At 61.3% G+C, this 18,534-nt stretch carries 16 protein-coding genes and 1 pseudogene; 12 read left to right on the forward strand and 5 right to left on the reverse strand.

The window, feature by feature from the left end; genetic code table 11:
• Positions 1–37: 37 nt before the first annotated feature.
• Complete coding sequence (locus ABIE56_RS11600) at positions 38–2,347, reverse strand: TonB-dependent receptor (protein ID WP_429243970.1); 2,310 nt, start codon at positions 2,345–2,347, stop codon at positions 38–40.
• 192 nt (positions 2,348–2,539) lie between these two features.
• Here ABIE56_RS11600 and ABIE56_RS11605 point away from each other — a divergent pair, with 192 nt between their 5' ends.
• Both ABIE56_RS11605 and ABIE56_RS11610 read left to right on the forward strand, forming a co-directional pair.
• Positions 2,540–2,989: a YybH family protein gene (locus ABIE56_RS11605; protein WP_429243971.1), complete on the forward strand. Its 450-nt coding sequence runs from the start codon at positions 2,540–2,542 to the stop codon at positions 2,987–2,989.
• Between the two features lie 2 nt (positions 2,990–2,991).
• On the forward strand, positions 2,992–3,570 hold the full coding sequence (locus ABIE56_RS11610) for a helix-turn-helix domain-containing protein (RefSeq protein ID WP_429243972.1): 579 nt from the start codon (positions 2,992–2,994) through the stop codon (positions 3,568–3,570).
• 25 nt (positions 3,571–3,595) lie between these two features.
• Here the strand turns inward: ABIE56_RS11610 and ABIE56_RS11615 are convergent, their stop codons facing one another.
• Positions 3,596–3,820, reverse strand: coding sequence for a hypothetical protein (locus ABIE56_RS11615; RefSeq protein WP_429243973.1), 225 nt, complete (start codon positions 3,818–3,820; stop codon positions 3,596–3,598).
• A gap of 256 nt (positions 3,821–4,076) precedes the next feature.
• Here ABIE56_RS11615 and ABIE56_RS11620 point away from each other — a divergent pair, with 256 nt between their 5' ends.
• From ABIE56_RS11620 to ABIE56_RS11635, 4 genes and pseudogenes are all read left to right on the forward strand, one after another.
• Positions 4,077–6,875 (forward strand): autotransporter domain-containing protein, encoded by a 2,799-nt coding sequence (locus ABIE56_RS11620; protein WP_429243974.1) that lies wholly within the window; start codon positions 4,077–4,079, stop codon positions 6,873–6,875.
• A gap of 708 nt (positions 6,876–7,583) precedes the next feature.
• Positions 7,584–7,988 carry a hypothetical protein gene (locus tag ABIE56_RS11625; protein WP_429243975.1) on the forward strand — a complete coding sequence of 135 codons (405 nt, stop codon included), beginning with the start codon at positions 7,584–7,586 and terminating at the stop codon, positions 7,986–7,988.
• Between the two features lie 138 nt (positions 7,989–8,126).
• Positions 8,127–8,402 (forward strand): annotated as a pseudogene (locus ABIE56_RS11630) (SseB family protein); the annotation flags it as partial.
• Positions 8,403–8,455: 53 nt separating this feature from the next.
• On the forward strand, positions 8,456–8,842 hold the full coding sequence (locus tag ABIE56_RS11635) for a hypothetical protein (protein ID WP_429244072.1): 387 nt from the start codon (positions 8,456–8,458) through the stop codon (positions 8,840–8,842).
• A gap of 534 nt (positions 8,843–9,376) precedes the next feature.
• Here ABIE56_RS11635 and ABIE56_RS11640 read toward each other — a convergent pair.
• From ABIE56_RS11640 to ABIE56_RS11650, 3 genes are all read right to left on the reverse strand, one after another.
• Positions 9,377–9,826, reverse strand: a complete 450-nt coding sequence (locus ABIE56_RS11640) for a TolB family protein (RefSeq protein WP_429243976.1) — start codon at positions 9,824–9,826, stop codon at positions 9,377–9,379.
• 1,661 nt (positions 9,827–11,487) lie between these two features.
• A complete protein-coding gene (locus tag ABIE56_RS11645; RefSeq protein WP_247436511.1) occupies positions 11,488–11,787 on the reverse strand; it encodes a hypothetical protein in 300 nt (99 codons plus the stop codon).
• A gap of 873 nt (positions 11,788–12,660) precedes the next feature.
• Positions 12,661–12,825, reverse strand: coding sequence for a hypothetical protein (locus tag ABIE56_RS11650; RefSeq protein WP_247436509.1), 165 nt, complete (start codon positions 12,823–12,825; stop codon positions 12,661–12,663).
• 147 nt (positions 12,826–12,972) lie between these two features.
• Here ABIE56_RS11650 and ABIE56_RS11655 point away from each other — a divergent pair, with 147 nt between their 5' ends.
• The 6 genes from ABIE56_RS11655 (at position 12,973) to ABIE56_RS11680 (ending at position 18,380) form a co-directional block, all read left to right on the forward strand.
• On the forward strand, positions 12,973–14,337 hold the full coding sequence (locus tag ABIE56_RS11655; protein WP_429243977.1) for a Mu transposase C-terminal domain-containing protein: 1,365 nt from the start codon (positions 12,973–12,975) through the stop codon (positions 14,335–14,337).
• Positions 14,337–15,269 (forward strand): TniB family NTP-binding protein, encoded by a 933-nt coding sequence (locus ABIE56_RS11660; protein ID WP_429243978.1) that lies wholly within the window; start codon positions 14,337–14,339, stop codon positions 15,267–15,269. The genes ABIE56_RS11655 and ABIE56_RS11660 overlap by 1 nt, the downstream gene beginning before the upstream one ends.
• A 59-nt stretch (positions 15,270–15,328) precedes the next feature.
• Positions 15,329–16,261 carry a TniQ family protein gene (locus ABIE56_RS11665; RefSeq protein ID WP_429244068.1) on the forward strand — a complete coding sequence of 311 codons (933 nt, stop codon included), beginning with the start codon at positions 15,329–15,331 and terminating at the stop codon, positions 16,259–16,261.
• A gap of 512 nt (positions 16,262–16,773) precedes the next feature.
• Positions 16,774–17,013 carry a hypothetical protein gene (locus tag ABIE56_RS11670; RefSeq protein ID WP_429243979.1) on the forward strand — a complete coding sequence of 80 codons (240 nt, stop codon included), beginning with the start codon at positions 16,774–16,776 and terminating at the stop codon, positions 17,011–17,013.
• Positions 17,014–17,044: 31 nt separating this feature from the next.
• Entirely contained in the window at positions 17,045–17,284 is a 240-nt protein-coding gene (locus ABIE56_RS11675; RefSeq protein WP_429243980.1) for a hypothetical protein, read from the forward strand.
• A gap of 337 nt (positions 17,285–17,621) precedes the next feature.
• Positions 17,622–18,380 carry an EAL domain-containing protein gene (locus tag ABIE56_RS11680; RefSeq protein ID WP_429243981.1) on the forward strand — a complete coding sequence of 253 codons (759 nt, stop codon included), beginning with the start codon at positions 17,622–17,624 and terminating at the stop codon, positions 18,378–18,380.
• Positions 18,381–18,534 lie beyond the last annotated feature (154 nt).

Genomic DNA, 18,534 nt, shown 5'->3' on the forward strand with positions numbered 1-18,534 from the left:
AAAGTGACACCGCTACGGAAGGCTCTCTACCCGGAGCTCAGTACTGATACTGCAACGTCACGCCAATCGTACGCGGCTGGTTAAGCGCCACGCGCCGCGTCGTGGGCAGGTCCGCCGAGATGGCCACCGGCAGGTCGGTCTCGCCGCGCTTGTCGAACAGATTTGTGGCGTAAAGCGAGATATCGAAACCGTTGCGGCCTTCCATGCCGAAGCGGACGTTGGTTGTGGCGAAGCCCTTGCGGCGATAGAACGGGCTTTCCCGGTCGTAGAGGAAGTTCGAGTCGCCCACGTAGCTGAAGTCGGCGCGCATGAAGCCGTCGTACTCGGCGTTAACCCGGTGGCGGTACTCCGCGCCAAGCGAACTGGTGAAGCGCGGCACGTTGACCAGGCGGTCGCCGTCTTTCGCCGAGGTGCCGGGCACGTCGTTCTTCAGGTGCGCATCGTTGTAGCTGAAGCCGGCACTCACGGTCACCGAGTTAACGGGCAGGAACTTCAGCTCCAACTCCGCGCCTTGGCTCACGGCATCACCGAAGTTGGCCGTGATGTTGTAGCCACAGCCCAGCACGATCTGCTGCTGCACGTGCTTCCAGTCGATGTGGTACACGGATGCGTCGACAAGAAGGCGCCGATCAAGCAGGGAGCTCTTGAAGCCCAGCTCGTAGTTCCACAGGGTATCCGGGTTGTACTTGTTCAACTGCGACTGACTCAGGCCCAGCCCATCGACCTCTGAGCCGCACAGCGCCGCCGGTGCCGGATTGTTCGGGCCGCCCGGGCGGTAGCCCTCGGACGCCGTGGCGTACACCATGTTGTCTGGGCTGATCTGGTACTGCAGCGTGAACTTGGGCGTGCTGCCGTAATCCTTCGAGCTGCTGTGCACGGTGCTCGGGCCACCATTAAGCAAGCCATCACCGCTCTGCGAGAAGCCTTGCTTGACCTCGAACGCACGGATGCCGGCGCTGGCTTTCAGCTTATCGGTGATGTTCCAGGACAACTCACCGAAGACGGCATATTCGTGCAGGGTCGCATTGCGAGCCCCCGCGTAGATCGTCGAATAGTCCGGGAACGGAGTATTGAAGGCCTGGTTGAAGCCGTCGGGATAGGGGATGGAAGACGATAGCGGCGCACGCACATCGTGGTAGAACCCGCCAAGGATCGCCTGCACCGGCCCATCGAACTTGCTGGTGGCGCGCACCTCCTCGGTGAACTCCTTGTTCTTGTAGCTGCCGTACATGGTCGTCGGGTAGACGCTCGGAAGCCCGAAGAAGTAGTTGATGACCTTGGAGCTATCGTCGCGGATGTTCACATCGCGGGTGAAGTACGAGGATGACGACATCAGTTCGAACGCATCGAACTGCTTGTGAATCGCCAGGTTCGAGATCGTCGATTTCTGCACGTTCGCTTCGTTGACGTCGCGGACCTGGTACGGATCGCTCAGCGTCGCCGGGATCTTGTCGTAGGTGAACGGCGAACCCAGCCTCGAGTACTGGTAGATGACGCTCGGCGTGATCGTGAGCGTATCGTCCGGCTTGATCAGCAGCGCCGCACGCGCACCATACGTTTTGAACGTATTGACGTTGTCCTTTTTCTTGCTGTCCGGGTCCGCCTCGAGGTAGTTGGTCGGCGAGATCCGGTAGCGGTCGATATAGCCGTCGTCATCGCGATAATAGGCGGAGACGCGCAGGGCGACCTTGTCCTTGAGCAGCGGTACGTTTAGCACGCCATTGACGTTGGCGTTCGGGCCGCCGTGGTATGTGCCGGAGACATCGGTCTTGATGCGGGCTTCGACGAAGTCGAGATCGGGCTGGTTGGTCACGTACTTGACCGTGCCACCCATGGAGCTGGAGCCGTAGATCGTGCCCTGCGGGCCGCGGAGCACCTCAACGCGCTCGATATCGAACACCGATGGGTCGATCACGCCGCGCGTCGAAAGCAGCGCGGCGTTGCTGGAAGCAGCGATGGGCACATCATCCAGATAGTAGCCGACGGTCGCCGCAGAGCCGGCGCTGGATGAAATGCCGCGAATGATCAGGTTATTCGAGCCCGGGCCTGACGATACGACCGTGAGAGCGGGCGCGATGCGAGCCAGGTCGGTCAGGCTGGTGACGCCCTGGCGCTCGAGCTGCTCACCGGTCAGCGCGGTCATGCTGATCGGCACCTTCTGGATATCCTGCTCGCGCTTGGCGGCAGTCACCGTGATGCCCTCCAGGGTCTGCGGCGTATCGGACGCCTGCGCCTTCTTCTTGTCGTTAGCGGGCGTGTTCGCATCCTGCGCATGGGCTGCGGCCGAGGCAAAAGCCACGGACAGCAGGGCAGAATAGAGCAGGGTGCGCTTCAAATCGTGGTTCATGTAACTCCCCCGGGAGTTGGTTGTGCCCTAGGTCCCCTGGCACGGAATGAATAGCCATCCAGACGGCTATTGCTGCGGCGCACGATGGCTTGTTTCGATCAGATCAAAAAGTTTTGATGACGTCAAGCTTTTACGATAGGATCGAGTGGCAGTCACAGTTAGCCTTCTAAACGGTCCAACCGATGGGGTGCCATGAAAACCATGTCCGTTCTTTTCTGCGCCGCGAGCGCAGTGGCGATGGTCGCCAGCGTGTCGGCTGAAACCCCGGCCGTTCCGACCGCCCAGGCCATCAAGCAGACGCTGGATGCCAGTGCCGCCGCCTGGTCCGCGGGCGACCTGAAAACCTTCATGGAGTGCTATGAGCACTCGCCCAGCACCCGTTACGTCAGCGCGAGCGGCACCGTGGTGGGCTACGAAGCGATCGAGACCATGTATGCGACGCGCTTCAAGAAGCCGGGTGCCAGCTTCGGCAAGCTGACGCTGGAACTGATCGACGTCAAAGACCTTGGCTCGCAGTACGCGTTCGTGGTCGGCCGCTATCACCTCAAGCCGGATACCGGCGCCGAGGTTTCCGGACTCACCACGCTGCTGTTCCACAAGGTAGGCGGCCGCTGGCTGATCAGCAGCGACCATAGCTCCTGAGCATGGCCGGCGTACAGGGGTCGCCGGGGCATGCTGCGGGTTTAAGCATCGGTTCGGCCATTCGTGACCGACGCCGCGGGCTTGGCCTGACCCTGCAAGCCCTGGCCACCAGCTCGGGGCTTTCCATTCCGTTCCTCTCGCAGGTCGAGAGGAACCTCGCCCATCCGTCACTGCTATCGCTCGAGGCCATCGCCCGGGCGCTGGATGTCGACGTGGATTACTTTGTCGGGGTGCCTACGCCCGGGCAGATCGTTCGCCGGGCTGGCGAGCACGAGCGGATCGACCTGGAATCACCGGTGATCTATGAGCGGCTCAGCGGACGGCATGCCGAACGCAAGATGGAGGCGCTCCGCCTCATTGTCCCGCCCGGCCTCGTGGCACCCACCATCCATAGGGAAGGGGAGGGTTTCTGGTACATCCTGAGCGGGACGCTGGAAATGACGGTGGGGCGGAAGAAGCTGGTGCTCAAGGCAGGCGACAGCGCGCATTTCGACCAGCGGCATCCCTACAGCATGCGTAATGCGGGCAAGAACGAGGTGCGCATGATCTGGGTGGGGACGCCAGCGATATTCAAGGACTAGGCCGCCGTTAACTGTGCAGGAAAGGTCACGTCAGACCGAGCTTTTCGCAGACGTAGAACGTGGCAAACAGAAGGCCCGCGGCCAGCGGCACGAAGATCACGATCACCAGCCCGGCCATGCGCATGACCGCACGCCTCTCAGCCACCCGGCCCAGCTTGCCCTGGTCGTAGTGCCACTTGATGGCAAAGAACATGCCGGTCCCGAAGACCAGAGCCTTGAAGGTAATAAAGACTATAGGGACCCAATCCATCGTTTCGGTTTCCAGGCTATGGCTTGTCGCTCTGGAAGCGATGCTAGCCAGAAACAATATCCATACATCGGGACAAATTGTCCCAGCCTGCGGGCCCTGTACGTAATGCGATAGCGGTTCGACTTGCGCCCGGCCTCGCCGGTGCTCCGCCGAAAGTAATGGCGATTTCCGCAAGAAGTTGTGGCAATCTCAGCCGGCATTGCGCCTGGAAGGAAGGATCGGGCGCTGGACAGTGATGTCGGGCCAGGGGGAACACATGAGCGCATCGTACGGTGTCCGCAGGCGTGAGCTTGCGTTGGCTATTTGCGTCGGGCTGGCAGCTGGCCTTTCAGGCTGCGGTGGGGGTGGAGGAGGGGGTGGCGGCACCAGGTCGTCTTCTTCCGGGACCACGGTCCAACCCACGACGCCGCCAGCCGCCGTCGTTCCGTCCAATGCGCAGCTTTCCGGCACGGGAGCCGTTGCCGCACATTCGGCAGGCGCCACCGGCAAGGGGGTTGTAATCGGCATCGCCGATACGGGCGTCGATGGCGCCAACCCCTCGCTGTCAGGCAAGGTCGCGGCCTTCACCGATGGCTCGGCGCAGGTGCTCGACGGCACCCAGGATGTCGTCGGCCGGGGGACCGCGATGGCAGCCATCGCGGCAGGCCGTACGGTGGGCCAGTTCGGCGGCGGCGTGGCCCCGGATGCAACGATCGCATCGGTGCGCATCCTGCCGGATACCACGCCGAAGGATGAAACCTACCCCACGAATAACGCAGCGGCTCGCCCGACGCCGATCGCTCCCAGTGCGTTTGCCACGGCGAATGACCTCCTGGCGGCCCACGCCAGGATCATTGTCTGGGGTGCGACGGATGCCATGATCGACCCACAGGCCTATTCATTCCAGGCCTACCAGAATGCCTTTCAGGGCGGCGCTCGGGACAGCGTGCTCTTTGTCATGGGCGCCGGCAGCAATGCCATGTCCACGCCCAGCTCACTGGCAAACCTGCCCACCACCCCGCCGGGAGCGACGTTTCAGGACCGCTGGCTGGTCGTCGCCGCGCTCGATGGCCCCAACAACGACAAGCTCGCGCCCTACGCGAATCAATGCATCGACTATTACTGCATTTCCGCGCCCGGCCACGTGCAAACCCTGGCGAAGGGATCCACGGCGGCCGCACCTGTCTACGAGGATCATGTCGGAACGTCTTACGCCGCCGCGCAGGTGGCGGGCGCCGCCGCCGTTCTGTCAGCCGTCTACCCAACGCTTGGCCCAACGGCACTGCGTAACATCCTTCTTAGTACGGCCGATAACCTCGGGCAGGGCGTGCCGGGGCGCCTCAATGTGGGCAGGGCACTGGGTGGCCCCATGCACCTTGGCGGTGACGTTTCGGTCGCCGGTACGCAGGTCACGTTCACGAACGACTTTCTGGATGGAGGGCTCGTCGCCAAGGGCCCCGGAACACTCACCATGGCTGGGAAGTCGACGGGCTCCATGACCGCGCAGTCCGGCGCCCACGTCGAGCTTATGCAGGGGTCTGGGCCCCTGTATGTCCAAGAGGCCTCCAGCATCACGGTGCACGGTGATGTCGACGGTGGCCCCCATGCCCCTGGCGCCCTGAACCAAGTGGTGGGCGTCTCAGGAAGGCTCGACCTGACCCCGAATACCGCAGGCACGCACATCCGCAATGGCAACCTGGTATTCGACCTGCGTGACGTATCGACGCTCGAGACGCTGATCGGCGCACCGATCACGGTCGACGGTTCCGCCACGCTACACGGCACGATCTCGTTCAAGGGCGCTGTGCCGGGTTATGTCAACACGAGCCACCAGACGGTGATCTCCGCGGCGTCGGTCACGGGCGCGTTCGCGGCCACGAAGCTCGCCGGAGGCATGTTCCTCGACACCTCGCTGCAGTACTCTGCCAATGAAGTTTGGATCGACACGACGCGCCTCAGCGTCCAGGCGGTCGCTGCGGGAACACCACACATTGCGCAGTCCGCTGCTGCACTGAACGCGGCCGGCCGGATCGACGCGGCGATGGATAGCCTTGCTGCGAGCGGCGCCGTGTCGCCCAACGTGGGAACGCTTCTCGCCGCTGGCAGTCTTCAGCAAGCCGCTGACGAAGGGGCGGCACGCCGCTCGCTGGCGTCGCTTTCCGGCCAGCTTTACGCTGCAGGAACGGCGGTCACCCTGGCGAACATCGACGCAGGCAACCAGGCGCTGGCACGCCACATCACCGACGACAACCGCGTCGGTGCATGGGTCACCGCCCTGGGCACGCAGGATACGATGGCGCGAAGCGGGTTCGATGGCGTGTCCGCGCAGATGAGCGGGAACATGGTGGGCCACGACCTTGCGCTGGGTAACCAGGGCTTCGCTGGCGTGGCTTTCGCCCGCATGGTCGGCAACGCGCGACTCGCTGGCAACTTCGATAACCAACGAAGCCGCTCTTCCGAAAGCATGCTTTACGGTGGCATTCGCAGCAGCGGTTGGTACGGCGTCGGTCGTGTTGCGCTGGGCAACTTCCGCGGCGATGTGCGGCGTCTGCTGCGCTTCGGCGACACCGCGAGCTTCGCGGGTGGCGATGCCGATGGCCATTACCTCGCCGGGTACGGCGAACTCGGCCTGCGCACGCATGCCGGCGCATTCGATGTAACGCCCTTCGTGAGCATGCAGTACGCACGCATCCATCGCGACGGCTTCCAGGAGGCGGAAGCCACGGGATTCGGACTGGCAACGCGCGGGCAGGGCATGTCGCGCTGGCAAGGCGGCCTGGGCATGCGTGCCGGCTCCACATGGGGTCTCATGGGTGGCACGTTGCACCTGGACGGTACGCTGGCGTGGCAACAGGCATTTGCCACCCGTGGCGATGGACTGTCCGCGCGTTACGCCGCGTTCTCGACCTGGGCACCGGTGGAGGGTATTGGGCTTTCGCAGAGGGCGGCTACGCTGGGCGTGAATGCGGCGCTGGAGATGGGTATGCGTACGCAGCTGGCGCTGGGTGTTGATCAGCGGTTTGCTAGTCGGGATCGGTCGCGGTCGGTGATGGGGAGTTTTAGGGTGGTTTGGTAGGGCTTTCGGGGTGCCGCTAACGAGGTCGATGATTAGTAAATGTTATCGAGGAAGTTCGGTGTGGGAGTCGGTGAATTCCAGCAGTATGCGCCATCGATTAATCTGCTGGAATGGAAAAATACGTCAAAAGAGCCGCCTAATAATCAGTGAGGTAGCAAGCGATGACTGCAGCGGAGACCTCGTTGATGGCAGTTGCATATGGGCTTGTTTACTATGCCCTTGCCCGCGGAAGCATTTCGCGAATCATGGACACCGACCCTGAGCTTCGAAATCGATGGCAGCGCCCATCATTCGGCGGAGACGCAAAGAATTCACTCGCCATTCTCTGGATCATGTTCAACATGAATTTGCCAAAGGACAGCTATCCGGCGTCTCTTTGGTGGCGGATATGGTCCGCAAGGGTGATGCTTTGGTTGTGGCCCCTCGTAATGTTCTTGGCACTTTATTTCGGCCGCGGCTGAGCTCCACAACTTTTTCGCATGGCTCACGAACTGCAGCTTGGTCGGCGGGCCCGAAATACTGAGCGAGCAACGGTCAACAATTCAATCCAGTGCGGGAGTCCGGGATACCGTTGCAGCGCGGACGATGCGCGGACCAGTGTGCGCTGAGAGGAAAGTTCTGACGGTGCCAGGGTCAGCCTTGTGCGTCGTCAAATTCGTTAGGCACAACGCTTGATCGTGCGAGTTAGCAGAGGGGGCAGGGAACGTCATGAGGCGCGACGCAACGATGTATCTGCGACTGATCAAGACATCCGAAGGTGGGAGGCAAGCGCCGATTCCGCGAGGCACCTTCCAGGGGATGATTACGTTCGACGGCATCCACGGGCACGATTTCAGTGCGGTGTTCCACAAGGCCCTTCAGCCTGGGGAGTCGTTGGAGCTGGACGTCTCGTTTCTCAGCCCCGACCTCGTCGCGGGGAAGATCGGCCTTCGAGCCTCATTTGTCCTCTTGGATGGCCAACCCATCGGGCATGGCCACGTTCTGGCGTATTTCATCGAGAACGCGAAGGCTGCGTGCAGCCGCATAGTGCATGGCAGCTGCGCAGCACCTGCCCCTTGCCACCAGCGATCTGCGGCGGACTCAATGGACGCGCCTCGAAAATCGGGGCGGTGATCAGGGGATCTAGCGCAGACGAGACTTCGGGAACGAATGTCTCCGGGCGAACAGGAGCGACTGCTCAAAAACGTTGATGGGTAGCACCAAGGAGTCCGATTGGTCGTCTTACCGAACACTGACTTGCTGGCCTGCCGGTTGGCGGATGCCCAGGACCATGCCGCGAACTGGACGGCATTCCTGTCCACGCTAGCGTCCAGCACAGTGCTGACTCTGCTACGGCGCGCGCCGGGGGAGGGTGATGCGGCGCCCTGGCGCAACCTCGTGCAATGGCGGCAACAGGACACGGGTCAGAACGTCGCTCTGGTGTTCACCAGTCCCGACCAGTTTCCGCACGCCCTACCGCCGCCCGCCGTTTTGGTGCGCGTTCCGATGCGGGAGCTGCTGAGCATTGCCGACCACCCACCGTTAGTCATCAACCCGCTCTCCGCGCGCCCTGGTTGCTCACCCCCGAGCAGTGCGACGGTATGCGTGCCGTGCTCGCAGGGCAGGGGCTCGGTACCGAACAGCCGAGGCCCGAGGCCCCTTGGGCGTTTCGCATCCCACCGGAGGAGGCCTACCCGATCGCCGAGGCGTTGGCCCGGTGGTTCATCGATAACGGCCGCGTAGATATGGCCTTCCTTTACACGGTGGAACGGGGTTACGGACGTACGGGCGAGACCCTCGTCCTTGGCCTAAACGAACGGGCCGATCCGGACCTCGCTTGGCACTTGACCGCCACGGCGCGGGATGCCGGCGCCGAAGACTCATTTCTGATTCGATTCCTGCCCGACGAACCGACCCACCGGGCCGCCATCAAGGGCATGAAACTCACCCCGTTCTACAAGAGCCCACAAGGACGCTCGCAGCCATAGCGGATCGACGGACCCAACGAGATCGAAGGTGACGTAATTCACTCTTGGACCACGACCGAGTACAGGTCGAGCGCTCGGCATGGCGCCCGCCGCACGGTACCTACCGATCAAGGACTACATGCTGCCGGCCCGGGGGGCACGTACAGATCGTGATGCGCCTAGCGGAGACGCGAGGACAATGGGAGCCGTTCTTGCACCTAATGTGTGAGATCAGTCTCGACTGAGCCTCGCGAATCGGCTGAGGCCGCTTGAGGGCCACAGACTATCGATCAACGTATCGCAGGCTCTCACAGCATGCCCCCCGGTCGGCGAAGCCAAACAGGAGCAGGGCAGGGCCGCGGACGTTCCAAAGACGGTCGTCGCACGACTGATAAGCATTTCTGCGGCCGGCGGGTCAGCGCGGCCTGTTATCACTACATTTTCCGAGGCGGCGCGGCGACAAACCGCAGGCCCTGTTCAACTAACGTACATTGGGCGCTTCAGACACCCCCAGTTCAATCGCGCAATCCGCAAATGGTGGCCCGCCCGTCAAAGTCATGGCATCCACGCAATTTCCTCGATAGATAGAGGACTGTGGTCGTCGGTTGTAATCTCGACCGCACCCGACCCATCGGCGCGCGCCACCATGATGGTCCACGGTAGAAAGTATGGATTTCGGGCGCTCGCGGCGACAGGCCCTCCGGTGCGAGGTACGCGATACGCGATCATTTTGCCGTCGGGAGACCATGCAGGATTCTTGCCTTGGGCAACGGAGCGATAGTTCGTTCCAGACGAAGATATCGTTGCGATGCCTAGAGCGCTCTGAAACGCTATCAGACTTCCATCGGGGGACCAGGCGGGGTGGTCGGACGTATGCCAGCGGCTCACCTCGAAGCCTGCTTTGACGATCGCCTTTTTCTGCCCGCGGCTCAGGTTCTCTCCTTCGACGTTCGTAAGCTGTGTCGCCGAAAGCGTCGACACGTTCGCTAAAAAAATCTCGTGCAAGTTGCAAGCAGTGAGGTTCCCCGGTATCGGCGCAACGAATGCGACGGTTTTGCCGTCAGGCGACCACGCAGGCGTGAAGCCGCTACACGCCGCAACTGATTCCACACATCGCTCAGCGGCACTCCCATTGACTGGCACAATACACAGACGGCCCCGCGACGATACTCCAGCCACTTGGCGTTCGTCGGGCGAAAAGACGACTTGGGTGTCCAGACGCCATCGTGTCGTGTCAGATCCACTTGGGGCATCCCAGTCAAGCGCGCCGAATACATGCGACGATGACGCGAGGAGGGCGCGTCTAGTTTGGTACGTGGCGGCCCGCGTCTCAACAAAATACGAACCGCGCTCACCGCCAGATAGGACATTGAGGCCCAGCCTGTCGTTGGACGGATAACCAACCAATCCTGACACGTACCGGAAGCTCGTCACGTCCGCCGGCGCACCGCTGCCGTTCGCAGGTAGCACGTATAGGCGCCGGTCGAGGGGCTGTCCCGCAGGAGCCGAACTCTGAGCGTTAACCGCAAGGACGAAAAGCCGGCCGCTCAGGTTTGATCGATCCACCGAATTGATTGCGGAGAAACTCGTCGGTGATGCCACAAGCCCTATCCACAGAATGATCGTTGACGCAAGCGTTGGCCGATACATATTACTTCACCGAGAAGTCTAAGTAGCTCAGGTGGTAGTTGTTAGAGGAAAGCGGCGAGAGGCCATAACTGGCTTTATCGTTGATCGGCGGGAGTTGTGCATCGTAGAAATACGTGAATGTCGTCGCAGGTCCCTGGTCCTTGATCAAGCGACCTGGGTTGTCATACCGATAGCTGACCGTAGGCGGGGACGCCGACATGCCTCTGCTCCCTGGGGCTGGTCGACTTACTGTTCTGTTCGTGGAGGCTCGATCCAGTGACTGCTACTCAGAGGCGATGCCGGACGGCGGCGTCGAACCTAAAGCGACCAGGCATCATAGGAGAGCAGGGCTAATCAACACTTGAAGCGCCGTGTACGGATTTACAACCCAATCGTGCCGGCCTGCTGGCCAGCACCTGCAATTCAGTTCAAAGTCTCACCCCGGTACCGACAGACATTTACATTCCGCCAGCGTGCCGATCCTGCCACAGTAATCTGCGCTGGAGTCGTGGATGTCCGTTTTTGAATAGTGATCTGTGTAGCTGTCGTCGGCCAGGACCACTGACGTGATCCGTCGGCTTTGGTAGGTCACTGATTTATCTAGCCGAACGAAAACAGCCTTGGTCATTTTTCTTGGCGTCGTTTGAAGTTGACGCCCGGGTTAATGACCAACTAGTTTTTAACGACAACGATAGTGACCACAACCGGCTCGTTCGGACAGGGTTATTGGCGATCCTCCAGTCTCCGCCGAGCTCAATCCAAGACGTCCGCTTCGGCGAGCCGCCGTTGCAAAACCGACGTCGTCACCAGCCGGACATGTCGAGTATCGACGCCTCGCACTTGCGTGTAATCGGTAGCGCTTTTCGTCATTCAGGGGCGTTTATGCGTCAGTTTGACGGCTGATGCCGGAATCAGCCGCTAGCACGTGACATCGGTAGCGCACGTACATCGGGGAATGTGACGATCGCCAAGTACTACGTCCAGATCGGTTGTGGTGCCTGTGAAGCCGGTGCAAGATTAGGCCTGCGATAGCGATCTCAGGGTCTCGGATGGCACTTCAAGACAACGACATAGACCGCGAAATAGCCCGACGCGTAATGGCTGAGTGTTCGGCTCGCCTGCAACACGAGCTTCGTCTGGAAAGGTCCAGGCAAATATCGAACGAACATCGCATTAACGGGCTTCAGCTTGCTAACGAGCAACTCCGAGCCGAGCGAAGGTCTGTTGTGAATGGCGATAAGGTGGCCGTGGCGAAGGCGCTCTACTTCTATGCGCTCCTCCTCAAGCAGATTCACCATACCCATTCCGCCCCAGAAATAATCATCGATGAGAGGCATGAGCAGCGTAGTGATGAGTCACCGAGATGACATGCATCATCGCTGCATCATATTTGCATCATCTTTAGATCATTAGCCGTGAATGTGCACTTGGGTGACGCCTAACCCTTAATGTTTTTTAGTTCCATCGTGAAAAATACGCCCAAAAGACCGCGTTTTTATTGCGGTCTTTTTTTTCGTCTGGCAGGCTAACTAAGCATGGACGGATTTGCTCGCATGCCGTTATGGGTGCACTTCGGCTCTCACCGCACCACCTGCTTCACATGCGGCCGTGCAATCGCGTGCCGCTGCGAAGATCGACGGTGTGCCCGTCCAGGCAAGTATTCCGCCCAGTTGCCCGCACCTCAAGCCACTGGGTGGCGAAGCGCGCTCTCCCACAGAGGTTGCAAGCACTACATCGCCTGAGGCGAACCTCTCCCAGTCGGCGGAGACACACATGATCATTATCTAGCCCCGGGGGGCTGTAGATAACAAAAAAGGATCGCACTGGCATGCGACCCCTTTTGGTTATTTCGTACGGATTGGCTCCCGTATCGATAGCCTCGCACAGCCTCCCTCCCGTTGCAACCCGTTTTGGCCCCTCAAATGGGGCCCATACGGGCAGCTTTTGTCCGGGCGTCGCTAGGCGCCCTTCAAGGGCCGCCGGCGGCCCGCTGTGGGAGAACGAAAATGACAAGCAACGTGATCAAGGTCCGTCCCGGCCGTGCGGCGGCAAGTCCTCTAGCGCCCGCCGCACGCGGCAATCAGACGGGTCCGGCTCACATCACTCTAGCGCCCGGGTCACGATTGGGATGGGGCGATGCCGTCGTCTGCGTAGTAGCCGTGCGTGACCGTGGCAGGGTACTCGTCACCGAGTTGGCGACTGCGGAGCAACTAGACGTCCCGATCGAAGCGCTGCACGCCCTGCCGGAACAACCCACGGCGCTTGCGTTTGACCGTGTGGATGCTCACCCCGACGAGTGGGCCCGGGTCCGGGCGGTGGCTCTGGATTTCGAAGTACATATCGAGCTGGGCAAACTCCCGAGTGCTGTCACGCATACACTCGCAAAAAAGTACGGGGTGTCCTACCGGTGTATTCAGCGGTGGAGAAAGACCTATCTCCTCTGCCGTCGCGCGTCGTCACTTTTGCGCAACCCAGGAGGTCGCAAGCGTGGCACGACTCTCCTCGACCCTCGGGCTGAGCGAGTGATCCAATTTGTTATCGAACGTCACTACCGGCGCGGTGAATATATCTCGCAATTAGAGGTCGCCGAGCGCGCGCGTTCGCTCTGCCGGCGACTCCGATGGCCCGTGCCAAGCTACCGCACCGTTGCCCGGAGAATTGTCGCTGAGTCAGGCGAGTTAATGGACAAGGATGTCATCGGTGCGAAGCGGGCGCGAGAAAAATGGCACCCCGTCCCAGGCCAGTTATTTGTGGGCGAGCCGCTCGAGCTTTGCCAGATCGATCACACGTTGGTCGACGTTATGATCGTTAGCCCGGATCGAAAGCGAGTTATGGGGAGACCGTGGCTGACAGTTGCCATGGATATCGCGACGCGCTGTGTACTTGGAATTTATCTGACAATGGACGCACCGTCGGTGGTCTCAGTGGCCATGTGCTTGAGTCACGCCATGCTGCCGAAGACAGACGAAAACCGTGAGCGCAATGGACGTTGGCCTATGTATGGCAAGGTCAGGCGGGTCCTCACAGACAACGGAAAGGACTTTCGCAGTCACGCGTTGGAACAAGGCTGCGCAGAACACGGGATTGCCCTTGAGTTTCGGCCGCCAGGCCAGCCTCGCTACGGCGGCCATATTGAACGAATCATGGGGACGCTCATGCGCTTGGTGCATGGACTGCCGGGCACAACATTCAGCGACGTGCACCAACGAGGCGACTACAAGGCCGAGAAGCGAGCAGCCATGACACTCGCCGAGCTACGCGAATGGCTCGTAGTCCGGATATGCCAGTACTACCACGTGCGTCGCCACCGCGCCCTGGGCATCGCTCCGCTAGTTGCCTGGGACCGTGCTTGGACCCTCCCATCGGGAGAACTAACCACGCCTCCTGTCTGGGCCGATCCAGAACGAGTCCGTCTCGACTTCTTACCAGTCACGCAGCGCTTGATCCGACGAGACGGAATTACCTATAACCATACCCGCTATTGGCACCCTGCAATGACAGGTTGCGTGGGTCGCGAACATGTAGCGCTCGTGCGATTTCATCCGCATTTCTCGGGCTGCATCTGGTTTCGCGACGAGGACGGCGTGATGGTCAAAGCGCCGGCGGTCGCCGGTCGGGGGCTGGGCCAGATGCATGCACCACACACTGCCCAGGAAGCCCTGAAACTGGAGGCCGTGCTTGACGAAGGACTTGCGTTAAGCGACGGCATCGAACTAAACGCGCGGGCAGAAACCCGCAAGCAGCCGCGTTCGACTGCCCAGTGCCGCCCGGTCCCTGGACGCGGCGCCCGAAAACGCAAGCCGCTTCCCACACCATCGCCGAGCGTCTCGGATGACGAACCTTTCGTCGTGCCGAACCGCGCGAGCGTCCGTACGGAGGAGCTGTGATGACCACCCTAAATCCTCACTTAAATGCGATGGCCTTGGCGGCCATGGCCATGCCCGTACCTCAGCGCAGCGACTGGACGTGTCGCGACCGATTCATCGAGCACGAACAGATCCAGGCGATCTACAAAGTCACTGACATGCTTGTACGGTCCAAGGGGCGCGTGCGCGCACGCGGCGCGGTGGTCTCGGGCGCTGGTGGTTCTGGCAAGACTATGCTAGCCAACGCGATCCTTCGCCGGTATCCGGAGGTGGGCAACAGCGAGGGCGTTGACGCCATGAGGCCAGTGATTCGAATCACCATGACGAATGCGCGCGAGGCTAATAAGGTTTTTTCACGCACCTTGCGCGCCCTCGGTTGTCCCCACGTTGCAGGTTACTCGCTCGATGAGCGTGAAGAGCTCGTGGTCGAGCTGCTACGCGCCGCCCAAGTGCGGATGCTGATCATTGACGAAATTCAGGACATTCTGAAACGATCAGCGCGTCAAATGGAGAATACGTTCGAAGGGATCAAGTATCTGATGAACGAAGCGGGCATTTCGATCCTGGCCTTGGGGACCGAACATGCGCAACAGGCGATGATGCGTGAAGAGCATCTAGTGACGCGATTTCGAAGCATCAAGCTGCCGCCGTGGCGTACTGGTCCCCTGCTTGCGAATTTTCTCGATGAACTAGAGACGTGCCTGCCGCTACCAGAGCGGTCGCGCCTGTCGATGCCAGCCATTCAACGCCTTCTGGTCACAGCCAGCGGCGGTCGGCTGGACATCATCGTCGAGCGGGTTGTCTTCGCCGCTGCGCTGGCGATCGAGGACGATGTGAGACGAGTCGATGAACGCTACCTGGAACGCGCGGAGTTCGAAATCCCTGCCTATTTCAGTGGCCGAACGCCCGCATCGCAGCGGGGAGATCCTGCGCAACAGGAGGAAGCGGCATGACGGCCTGGCTGCAATACCGCTATGGCGGGCCGCGCGAGCGCTGGTGGATCAAGTCACTCATGCCGCAAGAGACGATTGACTCGATCATCGAGCGGGCCTCTCACGTTTATGGCGGCATTGTGCTCCAACGCACCGGATGGTTTACCGATGTGCTCGGCTCACGAGGAACGGAGGAAACGCCTCTTAGGCTGGGGGATATCATCAGGTTGGCGCGCCTAATGCAGGTCAAGGCTAGCCAAATGCGGGCTGCCCACGTTGCGGATGAGCCGGATACGCTCGCGCCAGGCGAGCGGCGTGCCTTCTGTCCGGCATGCTGGCTTGAGGACGACGCAGCTGGACGGCCGCGCTACTTCCGTCGGGCATGGGCTCGGGTGTTCTCGTTGTCGTGTACACGGCACAACGATCCCCTCGCGTGGGCTGCAGCGCCACTCTTTCCAATGCAAAGGATGTGGTTTGAACGCCGTCATTTGCACTCGACGGATGATGCCCGATGGTTGATGGACCTGCTTAATGACTTTGCAGCAACGATGGAGTGGCATTTGTTTGGCGGGCTTCCCTGGCCAAGCAATTGGCGGCTCAACGGCTATCAGGCGCGCGCGCTGCTATGTCATTGTCTCGGCCACTTGGACGGCGTTCCTTCCCCAACAATGGGGCAACTGCTTCATTCAGCTCTTGGGCCGGCGTCGCTGTTTGAGACACGCCGCGGCGATGCCCCGCCATGGAGAGGCAGCCCCTGGGAGATCGTCCGCCACGCGGGAAGGCCCTCGTGGCGGCGAGGAGCCATTTGGATTACCGCTTGGCTCACATTGCCCGATTTCCCAGCCGAACTTGCACCTCGAGGAGTCACGCAAATAACGCAGAGGATCGATCCGATGGTCTCGTATCGTAAGGTTAAGCGTCGCCCTGGTCGACGACTTCGCCGACTCCGCGAAGCCTTTAAACGTGACCGGCTGGCTTGGGTCGAGCGTGCTCGTACACGTTCGCGCGGTTAGCGGAAGAGCGTTGGCTAAGCTGCCACCATGTCAAGCAGTCGCACGATTCATGGGGTGGGAACTTCTTAGCGGCGAGCGGGCGTCACAATTGGTCATTTCTGTGGCGCCCGCCTGTTGATCCGCTCAATTTCGAGCTGCGCGCGTAGTGGACGATACGATTAGGGATCGTTATCACGGGTATGAGCGAGCTCCTCCAGCGGACGCGTTCCGATGATTGCTTAGCAACGCTCGGCAAGGACAAAAGGCCGATAGGCAGCCCGGTGCTTATGGGCATCGATGTGGAGTCAATACGGACTTTGCTGCGGGACGGGTACGTCGATGCTGAGGATGACTAATTGCCGATGGCAAGCCCGAACCGGTTGGGCCGCGCACACCGCGGCGCGTCACCTGAGCGCGACCCATGCACATTGGTGAATGCCGGCCAACACTACCGGCAATTTGCCTGTTCCTCGACATTTTGAATGCATGGCTGCGTCAAGCATCGAGCAGACCATTACCGTGGTAGAGAGCCCATGCAAGCAACAAGCAACGCCACTCGCAAAGCCCACCTCCTGGAAGTGCTCTCGGAGCTCAAGCGTGATGGCGCCTCTTCGCCAGCCGACCGCGCCATGCTTCTAGGAATTGGCAGTGACTCCTTGGCGGGGTTGCTCAAGGGCGCGCCGGTCAGTGATGCGCTCGCCGAGGATATCGAGTTCCTCATGTGCCGTCCCCGTGTATGGATGGACGCGGCAATGGAACCTGCGCTCGCCTGAGCCCAATGGGCGCATCTGCCAGCCATCTCCCATGCATACCCGTCCTTCCATCGACAGTGACCTCATCGCTTTGCTCCGGGAGCTCCTCGACGCCGGATTCATGCTCGACGACGACCCCGGGTTCGATGAGGCCGTCAAGGTCCGGGACGGTGGCATCGGTACCCTGACTGATGCCGAGAGGGAGGTATACGGCCGCGAAGTCAGGCCCGTGCTCGAAGCGTATGCACAATCCCGTGCGGAAGACGCCGCCCACGGTGGCAAGCCATGGTGAAGCGCAGCGGGGACCGCAAGGGTAGTGGATGTCGTTCTGCGTGCACCTCGGGCTCACATTCCCTTTCGCATGCTGCGAATGTCTCCCCTCGAGCGTCGCCATTGCGCCCGACCCTGTCCACAGCTGATGTCAGTGCCGTGAGAGGCTCACGTCGCGCCGCATGTACGCAGGCGTTGGATGGCTTGGTCACGACCACGAAAGGGCAGGCGCATAACCCAGACAGGCGTGCCGTGACGGTAGAAGCGCACTTTCGCGCATGTGCGCGGGTGGCCGCGTTGTCGCCGAACAGGGAAAGGCCGGCGCGGGAGGCCAGACACCTTCCATGGGCGCGACTCGCATGAACGGGACAGGCTGCAGGGGATGCGGTGATGCGGAAGCCGTGGCGGCCGGGTTGACGATGGCATTCCAGCCCATTGTTGATGTCGGCGCACGACGCGTCTTCGCCCACGAAGCGCTGGTCAGGGGAACAAGCGGACAGTCCGCCCAAGACGTCCTCGCGGCGGTCGCCCACGACAACCGCTATGCGTTCGACCAGGCCTGCCGCATCGTCGCCATTCGCACGGCCAGCCGCGTTGGCCCGCCGGCGCTCCTGTCCATCAACTTTCTACCGAACGCGGTCTACAACCCGGAACATTGTCTCCAGGCAACCTTTGTTGCAGCGGCGCAAGCGGGCTGGCCGCTCGACCGCGTCATCTTCGAAGTCACCGAGCACGAGGAGGTCGTCGACCACGGACATCTCGTCGCGATTCTCGCGGCCTACAAAGCGCACGGCTTTCTCACGGCGATTGACGACTTCGGCGCCGGATTTGCGGGCATGAACCTCCTCGCAGACTTCCAGCCTGACCTCCTGAAGCTCGACATCGGCCTTGTCAGGGGCATCGACACCGACGCCGCCCGCCGTCGTATCGTCCAGCACCTCGCGGCGATGTGCAGTGACCTCAGCGTGCGCGTGATAGCCGAGGGCGTCGAAACACGAGACGAGTGCCGGGCGCTCCTTGACCTTGGCATCGGCCTGCAACAGGGCTTTTTGTTTGCAAGGCCCGGGCTTGCGTCATTGCCCGCTGTAGCGTGGCCGGACCTGACCGAGGGTCCCTAGCGCAGCATCAGGGAGCAGGAAGGGTCTAACCCCGGCCGGGAAGTGGGATTGGCAAGGCGTGAGGGTCGCCAGGGAAGTGGCCATGAAAAGGCCTGCGCCCGGGAAAGAACGCAGGCCAGGACCGTCCATGGTCATTTGGGGGTACCTCCTTGCG

The organism is Luteibacter sp. 621 (assembly GCF_050435445.1).
GTDB lineage: Bacteria > Pseudomonadota > Gammaproteobacteria > Xanthomonadales > Rhodanobacteraceae > Luteibacter.

Excerpts from the sequence above, each read along its gene's own strand:
- ABIE56_RS11600 (WP_429243970.1), bottom strand. The coding sequence starts at position 2,347 with ATGAACCACGATTTGAAGCGCACCCTGCTCTATTCTGCCCTGCTGTCC.
- ABIE56_RS11605 (WP_429243971.1), top strand. The coding sequence starts at position 2,540 with ATGAAAACCATGTCCGTTCTTTTCTGCGCCGCGAGCGCAGTGGCGATG.
- ABIE56_RS11610 (WP_429243972.1), top strand. The coding sequence starts at position 2,992 with ATGGCCGGCGTACAGGGGTCGCCGGGGCATGCTGCGGGTTTAAGCATC.
- ABIE56_RS11615 (WP_429243973.1), bottom strand. The coding sequence starts at position 3,820 with ATGGATTGGGTCCCTATAGTCTTTATTACCTTCAAGGCTCTGGTCTTC.
- ABIE56_RS11620 (WP_429243974.1), top strand. The coding sequence starts at position 4,077 with ATGAGCGCATCGTACGGTGTCCGCAGGCGTGAGCTTGCGTTGGCTATT.
- ABIE56_RS11625 (WP_429243975.1), top strand. The coding sequence starts at position 7,584 with ATGAGGCGCGACGCAACGATGTATCTGCGACTGATCAAGACATCCGAA.
- ABIE56_RS11635 (WP_429244072.1), top strand. The coding sequence starts at position 8,456 with ATGCGTGCCGTGCTCGCAGGGCAGGGGCTCGGTACCGAACAGCCGAGG.
- ABIE56_RS11645 (WP_247436511.1), bottom strand. The coding sequence starts at position 11,787 with ATGCCTCTCATCGATGATTATTTCTGGGGCGGAATGGGTATGGTGAAT.
- ABIE56_RS11650 (WP_247436509.1), bottom strand. The coding sequence starts at position 12,825 with ATGCGTGACAGCACTCGGGAGTTTGCCCAGCTCGATATGTACTTCGAA.
- ABIE56_RS11660 (WP_429243978.1), top strand. The coding sequence starts at position 14,337 with ATGACCACCCTAAATCCTCACTTAAATGCGATGGCCTTGGCGGCCATG.
- ABIE56_RS11665 (WP_429244068.1), top strand. The coding sequence starts at position 15,329 with ATGCCGCAAGAGACGATTGACTCGATCATCGAGCGGGCCTCTCACGTT.
- ABIE56_RS11670 (WP_429243979.1), top strand. The coding sequence starts at position 16,774 with ATGCAAGCAACAAGCAACGCCACTCGCAAAGCCCACCTCCTGGAAGTG.
- ABIE56_RS11675 (WP_429243980.1), top strand. The coding sequence starts at position 17,045 with ATGCATACCCGTCCTTCCATCGACAGTGACCTCATCGCTTTGCTCCGG.
- ABIE56_RS11680 (WP_429243981.1), top strand. The coding sequence starts at position 17,622 with ATGAACGGGACAGGCTGCAGGGGATGCGGTGATGCGGAAGCCGTGGCG.